Source organism: Moraxella sp. CTOTU48268 (assembly GCF_032069585.1).
In the GTDB taxonomy this organism is placed as follows: Bacteria; Pseudomonadota; Gammaproteobacteria; order Pseudomonadales; family Moraxellaceae; genus Faucicola; species Faucicola cinerea.
The window spans coordinates 1-8,297 of record NZ_DAMALV010000058.1 but is presented as its reverse complement, the minus strand read 5'-3'; the positions used below and the strand labels follow the sequence as shown (position 1 = coordinate 8,297).

At 36.0% G+C, this 8,297-nt stretch carries 6 protein-coding genes; 1 reads left to right on the top strand and 5 read right to left on the bottom strand.

Annotated elements, in window-relative coordinates:
* Positions 1-252 precede the first annotated feature (252 nt).
* From RT143_RS11850 to RT143_RS11840, 3 genes are read right to left on the bottom strand one after another with little or no spacing between them, the layout of a single operon-like run.
* Positions 253-576 (bottom strand): AtuA-related protein, encoded by a 324-nt coding sequence (locus tag RT143_RS11850; protein WP_313093242.1) that lies wholly within the window; start codon positions 574-576, stop codon positions 253-255.
* A 4-nt stretch (positions 577-580) separates the two neighbouring features.
* On the bottom strand, positions 581-1,924 hold the full coding sequence (locus RT143_RS11845; protein ID WP_313093240.1) for an acyclic terpene utilization AtuA family protein: 1,344 nt from the start codon (positions 1,922-1,924) through the stop codon (positions 581-583).
* A 12-nt stretch (positions 1,925-1,936) separates the two neighbouring features.
* The gene (locus RT143_RS11840) at positions 1,937-3,235 is read right to left on the bottom strand and encodes a CitMHS family transporter (RefSeq protein WP_313093238.1); all 1,299 of its coding nucleotides are present in this window, start codon (positions 3,233-3,235) and stop codon (positions 1,937-1,939) included.
* Between the two features lie 234 nt (positions 3,236-3,469).
* Here RT143_RS11840 and RT143_RS11835 point away from each other — a divergent pair, with 234 nt between their 5' ends.
* Complete coding sequence (locus RT143_RS11835; protein WP_313093236.1) at positions 3,470-4,363, top strand: LysR family transcriptional regulator; 894 nt, start codon at positions 3,470-3,472, stop codon at positions 4,361-4,363.
* Positions 4,364-5,177: 814 nt separating this feature from the next.
* On the opposite strand, the gene codA is transcribed toward RT143_RS11835, so the two are convergent.
* Together codA and codB are read right to left on the bottom strand one after the other, a co-directional pair.
* On the bottom strand, positions 5,178-6,425 hold the full coding sequence (gene codA, locus RT143_RS11825; RefSeq protein WP_101965226.1) for a cytosine deaminase: 1,248 nt from the start codon (positions 6,423-6,425) through the stop codon (positions 5,178-5,180).
* A gap of 62 nt (positions 6,426-6,487) precedes the next feature.
* The gene (codB, locus tag RT143_RS11820) at positions 6,488-7,765 is read right to left on the bottom strand and encodes a cytosine permease (RefSeq protein WP_313093234.1); all 1,278 of its coding nucleotides are present in this window, start codon (positions 7,763-7,765) and stop codon (positions 6,488-6,490) included.
* Positions 7,766-8,297 lie beyond the last annotated feature (532 nt).

Here is an 8,297-nt window from a genome sequence, read left to right as displayed (position 1 = left end):
TTAAATGCTGTAATGAGCCTCTAATTTATCCTGACACAGAGTTTTGAACGCCCTCTATTTTGAAAAAATAATCGTTTTAATCAAATTATTTAACAAAGAAATATTGAGCGAAAATTTAGTTGCTTTAGTTTTTACATATGCTTCTGAAAGCAAGATGATGAGTTATTTTGATTTATTATATGCTCTCTATCACACATGCTCATTTATGTAATAGAGAGCAACCACTCTAAAGATAGCTCCTACTGACCCTGACTACAGACTAATATCCATATCTAAAATGACAGAGCATAAAGATTTTCCATGAGCATCCAAAGAAATCGAGCGAGTAACCCCTCCCTTTAGTATCTTTTGAATAACAAAATTAAACGCAGTAATGCTAGGTAAGTCGAATCGCTCAACAACGATATTTTCTACATCAAAGTGCCTCATAGCAGGCATCAATTGTTGGAAAATTTTATCCACTGTTAAAAATTCGGAAACTTTATTATAGTTATTTGGGTTGTATAATATAACAGATATATTAGACGTGTCACCTTTATCCCCTGTACGACTGTGAGCTATGTCTCTTAATTTCATTGTGTTACTCCATAATTACGTTAACTGCTAAATTATTTTTATTAATATACATTGCTGCGACCGCTAACACTTCCTTAGTCGATTTTGTGGCACCGCCTCCACCATAAGGTCCATTCGTATAAAGTGCTTCGACTTCGTTGCCAATTTCAACGGCAGCATTATAATTCTCTGTCCGACCTACAACCCTTAATCTCACTTCATAGGGCTCTATTTCACTCATGTTTCCATAGAGCGAGTTGATTCCAATTAAGTCAGTTCTTAATTCTTCAAATTGATAAGGACTGGTTTTTAATCTTTTTAAAACAATGTCTTGTGCTAAAATTGCTCTTTGTTTTGCATTTGGCCCACCATATGAAATTTGACCCTCACCGATATAGCCATCTTTAAAGCCAACGGTTACTTTAAGAGTATCAGGTTTTATTTTGCCTGTCGCACCTATCACTTTGATTTGATTGGTAGCAATTTTTTCAAATGAAACTTTCGAAAAATCAGCAACTACGTCGGGTGTCTTGTACTCAGAAGGGTTATGTATTTCATAAAGCAGTTGCTCTTTACAAGTAGCTTCTGTAATCAAGCCGCCAGACCCTTCTACTTTTGTAATAATAGCCTCTCCATTCATATCAACTTCTGCTATGGGAAAACCTAGTTTATCTAAATCGGGTACATCCTTTACACCAGGATCTGCAAAATAGCCACCTGTTACTTGACCTGCACATTCTAAAAGGTGACCAATGACGGTACCTTTGCCCATCTTATCCCAATCATCCAATTGCCAGTTGAATTCATATATTAGAGGGGCTAAAAATAAGGAAGGGTCAGCAACACGACCAGTGATAATGATATCCGCCTGTTTGTTCAGGGCTTTAATAATGCCTTCCACACCAAGATAAGCGTTTGCAGAAACAATTTTATCATTTAGTTGTGCTGTCGTCAGACCGTTGTCCAAAGAAGAAATATTTTTGGTAATCAATTGAATGACATCATCCCCAGTAACCGCTGCAATTTTTAAATCGGGGATTTGTAGTTCTTGTGCAATTTCTCGTATTTTTTTAATAGCCGCATGTGGGTTAGCTGCACCCATATTACTGATAATTTTGAATCTTTTTTTACCATTACTGTCTGTAATAAATGGCAATACGGCACGCATTCTTCTTTCTAAAAGGCTATCATAACCTAGGTTTGGATCTTTGATTTTCATCTGATTAGCTAAAGCGATTGTTCTTTCAGCAAGACATTCAAAGACTAAATAGTTTAGGTTACCTTTTTCAGCAAGCTCTACCGCTGGGTCTATTCTGTCGCCAGCATAACCTGCACCACTACCGATACGTATCTTTTTAATATTATTCATAGTTATATATCCTTAGAAGGGGAAAACACCCAATAGAGCAGCTGCAATAGTCATAATAATGGAAGCTGCTAGTAAATAAGGGATAGTAAATTTCTGATGGTCCGCTAAGTCTAATTTGCATAGCCCTACGATAAGGAAAGTGGCAGGCGTCAAGGGGCTCACAGGAAAACCTGTCGTCATTTGTCCTAAGATAGCTGCTTGAGCCACTTGTACAGGGGGTACGCCAAACGCTTCTCCCGTATGAGCAATAACTGGTAATACGCCAAAATAGAATGAATCAGGGTCGAATAAGAGAGATAATGGCATAGATATGAGACCTAGACCAAAAGGAATATGTTGCCCCATTTGTGGGGGTATAAAATTAACCGCTTGTTGAGACATTGCTTTTAGCATCCCTGTGCCATCCATAATGCCAGTAAATACGCCAGCGGCTAGTAAAATACTTACCATACTTAAAGCGGCTTTAGCATGAGCGTCAATACGTTGGCGTTGTTGGTTGATATCTGGATAATTAATTAATAAAGCAATGACAACACCAATCATAAACATGACAACAGGATCAATTTTTCCAGTAATCATAGTACCTAGAACGATTACAGTCACAATAAGATTGAGCCAAAATTTCTCAGGTCGACGTATGGCTAAATCTTCTTCACTAATATTGTAAGATAGAAATTCACTGGTGTTAGCAACATTGGTCAAACCTAATCGTTTCTCTTCTCTTTTTCCTAAAAACCAAGCCACTGAAAAAACAAACACCAGACCGATAATTTGTACAATGATTAGCGGTTTAAAGATGTCTGTAACAGGGATATGTAAAGATGCTGAAGCCCTTATCATAGGTCCAGTCCAAGGAAGAAAATTCACGCCGCACGCTAATGAGGCTACGCAGGCTAATACCCTTCGATCCATGCCTAACTTATCATATAAAGGTAACATTGCGGGAATGGTTACTAAAAACGCTACAGCTCCCGAGCCGTCTAAATGAATAAGTAATGCCAATAATGCTGAACCAACTGTTATACGAGCAGGTTTTAAACCAACACTTTTCAAAATTCTATTAATAATGGGATCAAGCATTCCTGCATCTGTCATTATTCCAAAAAATAGAATGGCAAATACAAACATACCAGCCATTGGTGCGATGTTTTTAATACCTGATATTATAAATTTGCTTGTTTGTAATCCAAATCCACCGCATAAGGCTGCGATAATTGGAATAGCAATGAGTGCAATTAGAGGGGATACTTTCTTTGTTAAAATGCTAACAAATAAAATAATAATCGTAAGCAATCCTAATATGGCTAACATATTATCATCCTTGATAATTTATGAAGTTGAGTTATTCCATCGAATATATTCAATACTAGTGCTTTTTATACGAACATTGAATTGATATTATTGGTATTCGGTGTTCAGAAAAACTGAATAGAAAAGCTAAGAATTTTTTGAATTAGCAACACTATGTCTTGATTGCGTATAATGAAACACAAGATATTTAAATGTTTTCTATGTTTTAGTTTTAAAGGCAACAAGGATAGAATCATGAAGCATGGATTAAGACAAATTCGAGCGTTTGTAGAAATAGCGGCACAAAAGAATTTTTCTAAAGCAGCTGAAAAGCTATGTATATCCGCCTCGACTTTGACGTTACAAATTCAACAGTTAGAAGCCGAATTGGGTGTGACTTTGTTTGAAAGAGATAAGCATCAGGTATCAATAACGTTTGAAGGACAGCAACTATTAATTCCTCTTAAATCGATCTTAGATGAATATGACTATGCGATGCATTTAAGCCGAAATATGGCTGATAACGTGTTAGGCGTAATAACGGTTGCTGTTCTTCCTACCATCGCAAGCACTTTACTGCCTAATTGGATAAAAATTTTCAAAACTACTTATCCGAAAGTAAAAATTGTGGTTTATGATTTAAATGCTAATGAGATACAAGAGGCTGTAAAAACTGGTGTGGTTAATATTGGAATAGGTACTGCAGAACAATCGGACGCTGCCATAGATAATATCAGGCTATTTGAAGATGATTTGGAGCTCTTTGTTAGTAAAGAAAATGAATTAGCGTCTTTTGAAAAAATTTACATGCGGGATGTACTGCATTATCCTCAAATATTGACATTACCAGGTAGTAGCGTAGTGCAAATTTTCATGAAAAATATTGAACAACTGGGATACAATATTCAAAACATCGATATAACTTGTCAAGTTCGCTATCTTAGTACGGCTTTAGGGCTAGTGAATGTCAATACTGGTGTGGCAATTCTTCCAAAATCTACGCCAGTATCAAATTTTTTTCCTAATGTTGTTAGAAGAAAAATTATCGACTTTAAGCCCTCTAGAACCATATTTGTTTTACAGCCTAAAAACTGTAGTAATGCGACATTATCAGAGGCGTTTAAGAATATAGTACTTGAAAACATTTAAATGAACTCTACAGCCTAATAATTCGACTATTTGTGAGGGCGTTCAGAAAACTGTGTCAAGTAAATTTGAACTGTACTGGAATTGTCGGCGACAGATTATCTTGAGTCACGCAGCATAGCTTGACGGAATTAATGAACAATAGTAGATTTTTTCTGCGTAAATAGGCGACAAATATCCGTTAGTAGTCGACGGGTGTGGTCGGGGGCTTACGTTTAAAACCTGTGCAGGCGTATTAAGTCTAAGCGACTGATGCAAACGCTCATGATTGTAAAACTCTAAATGTTCTTTCAATCCTGTTCTTGCTTGACTGAACATATCAAAGTAACGTAACTATACATATTCATATTACACTGGCCGCTACAGCCGTTCAACGAAGATATGATGTATATTGAAAAAAACGCAGAGAAATATTTGGTAAACTAATGACCTAAACAGGAGCTTACCGTGACTAAGAAAAGAATACAGTTAAACATTCAAAGCTGAAACCATCGTCAAATTCAAAGAAAATAACAGTAAAATCAATCTACCAAGTTCTTTTCTCCATTGTTGACAGCAGGGGTCAGAAAATGACATTACATCTAACCCTTTTAATCATAAATTTACGCAATTTGATTTTATTGGTTTTACTAGATAGCAGAAAGCCAATAAACAGGCAGAAGATTAAGAAAATAAAAAATACTATGGAAAACACTTGTTTTCCATAGATTAGCCCTATTATCACGCTAATTTATAATTGTATAATACTCGATAAAATTCCTTAGCGTAGATTATGGTCCGAATTCTCAGACGACCCCAAATATGATCTAACATTTCACTAACCAAAAACTTTAGCCTCTACTTTTTCTTCAAATCTTTCCATAATTTTCTTACCATTTTTCACACTTAGAATTGGTTTAGCTTGATTGGTTAGAACCTCATAATCATCTTTGACATTAAATAAGATAAAACTTGCAGGGCGGTTGACCTCAATGCCATATTCTTCATCTAAAGCCATTGTTTTAGCTGAATTATCTGAAATAAAATCCAAACAACGTTGTAAATCTTCATAGCCTAACATATGACATATATGAAGACCTGCATCTAAAATTCTTAAAATATTACCATTACCTACGGGGTACCAAGGATCACGAATAGAGTCTTGAGCAAAACAAATATTCATTCCTGCCCTATCAATTTCAGGAACCCTTGTTATACCTCGACGTTTTGGATAAGTATCATATCTGCCCTGTAAATGGATACTTTCTGTAGGACACGAAATAAAATTAATTTTAGAGCGTTTTAAAAGACGGAATAATTTAAAACAATAAGCATTATCGTAAGATCCCATAGCCGTGGTATGGCTTGCTGTAACACGGGTACCTATACCTCTGACTAACGCTTCATCAGCTAACACTTCTAAAAAACGTGAATTGGGATCATCTGTTTCATCACAATGAACATCCACAAGAACGTTATACTTCTCGGCTAAATCCATTAAATAATAAACGGAGCTGACCCCTTTATCTCGAGTATATTCAAAGTGTGGTATACCACCGACGACATCGGCTCCGATTCTTAATGCTTCCTCAAGCAACTCTCTACCATTCTTAAATGATTCAATGCCTTCTTGAGGAAAAGCGACAATCTGGAGATTTACTGCTTCTTTGATTTCTTCTTTTACCTCAAGCATGGCATGTAGTCCGACTAGATTAGGGTCAGTTATATCCACATGTGTTCTGACATGTTGAATGCCATGTGCCACAAGCATATCAACTGTTTTTTTAGCACGTTGTTTAATGTCATCGTGAGTCACAGTAGCTTTACGTTGAGCCCATCGCTCAATACCTTCAAACAAAGTCCCTGTCATATTCCATTCGGGTTCACCAGCAGTCAAGACGGCATCTAAATGGATATGCGGGTCAATGAAAGGTGCCATTAAGAGATTTTCTTTGGCATCAATTGTATCTGTATCACTATCAACGCTAATACCCGTCTGTAATTCAATACTTTTAATCACATCATTGTCACAAGTGACAGTATATAGACCTTCTTTTTTTCTTAATCGTGCATTAATTACTTTCATTTTTTTTCCAATATCTAATAGTTTTTTAAAAATATTTTCTCATTATGCTCATAGCTAAAAATTTAAAGCGAAGGAGCAATCACTTGAGCTGTATCTGAAGATTTTGCAGGCGCAAAGCGTAATAGAACCAAATAAGTCACACATGAAACTAAGATGCCGACAATTGGTGCTACCCATGGAGAAGCGTAAGCAGCAACCGCACCAATCGCATAAGCAAATAATCCAGCCCAGTTGAAGTTTGGTATTTGTGCTTCACTTAAGAGTGGATACTTACCTTTATGTCGCACCCAATAGTCAGTCATAATTACCCCACCAATCGGTGGAATAATTGAGCCTAATAAGAGAAGGAAAGGAATTAATAATTCGTACATACCAGCTACAGCTAAAACTATGCCTACAACTGCAGCTATCATAACCATCATTTTTCGACGATCACTGCGAACTAAATGGCAGGCCGCTGCAGATACGTTATAAATGGTGGGACCTTGAATTGTTAATAAATTTAGACAAAGCATTACTACCGCTGCAAATGATAGGCCTTGTAATACCAATACCTCAAAAATATCTGATTGTTGATATACAATTGCCATCCAGGCGCCTGCTAGAACCATGAGACCATTGCCAATTAGAAAGCTTAAGAGACAAGCCCAAACTGCTACTTTCCCAGATTTTGCCATTCGAGTCCAATTAGTAATTTGAGTAGCACCACTGGCAAAAGTACCAAACACAATGGTGATAGCCGTTGCAAACGTCATCGTTTCTTTGGAAGTTGGTTTTACATTGAATAGTTGACTTAATCCACCTATATGATTTGTTGCGACTACAATTGAACCAATTAGCACAACAAACATGAGTGGGATAGCCACTCTTGATAGATATTCAAGTCCTTTAAATCCTATTAAGGCAGTAATAGAAAAAATGATCCCAAATACGACCATCAGTGGAATTGTGAGAGTTACTGATAGACCTAAAATTTTAACCAATGAAATGGCGATTGTTGCAGTACCCCATGCATACCAACCTAATTCGGCAAATCCTAGGATAAAATCTGATAGTTTACTACCTAGATTTCCAAAGCAGAATCGACCCATCAATACGGTGTTTAGACCACTACGAGCAGATATTAAGCCAAGCGAAGCCGCATAGGCTGCAAGCAGTAGATTGCCTAGTGCGGTAATTAATAGAATAGTAGAAAAATCGAATGCAACGCCTATTTTACCGCCAGCAAACATAGTGCCTGTAAAAAAGGTAAAACTGAATAAAACTAAAAAAATTGGCCAAAATCCTTTTCGCCCTTCTTGTGGCGCCTCAACTAGGGGATTTTCTTCATGGGTACTCATTTCACACCTCTCTTTATTAAGCTATTTAAACCTAATTGAGCTAGAGCAAAAGTAGTGCCAATACCTAAAGAATTAAAATTTTATTATAATATCTTATTAAATATCATATACTTATCCTATGATTATAGGATATTAGTATAGCTTTAATATTATTTTAATTTATAAAAAATCTTGGAATTTCATATAAAAATAGTAAGGTTAGCCAACGTCAAAATGGTGCATATAGCTTCTTGGTTGAAGCAAAAAATGTTAATTTGCACCAATTAAGTTAATAAATTTAAAAACTTAAAGGTAAAATCCTGTCTAGGTTACTACCTTACTAAATATTCTCTTCGTTTTGTTTCAGCAGACATCATAAGCTCGTCTATATTAATAATAAGCAAGTTTTTATTGATAGGTTTTAATTGAAATAAATAATACAGCATATTGTTGAAAGCTAAGACCGCAAAAAGCCGCTATTATCAAGCGGTTTTCATTTTCAACAATAACAAGAGATATTATTGATGATTCACACTATAAACACTATCGCTTA

Coding starts and splice junctions, on each gene's coding strand:
- RT143_RS11850 (WP_313093242.1), bottom strand. CDS start 576: ATGAAATTAAGAGACATAGCTCACAGTCGTACAGGGGATAAAGGTGAC.
- RT143_RS11835 (WP_313093236.1), top strand. CDS start 3,470: ATGAAGCATGGATTAAGACAAATTCGAGCGTTTGTAGAAATAGCGGCA.
- RT143_RS11840 (WP_313093238.1), bottom strand. CDS start 3,235: ATGTTAGCCATATTAGGATTGCTTACGATTATTATTTTATTTGTTAGC.
- codB (WP_313093234.1), bottom strand. CDS start 7,765: ATGAGTACCCATGAAGAAAATCCCCTAGTTGAGGCGCCACAAGAAGGG.
- RT143_RS11845 (WP_313093240.1), bottom strand. CDS start 1,924: ATGAATAATATTAAAAAGATACGTATCGGTAGTGGTGCAGGTTATGCT.
- codA (WP_101965226.1), bottom strand. CDS start 6,425: ATGAAAGTAATTAATGCACGATTAAGAAAAAAAGAAGGTCTATATACT.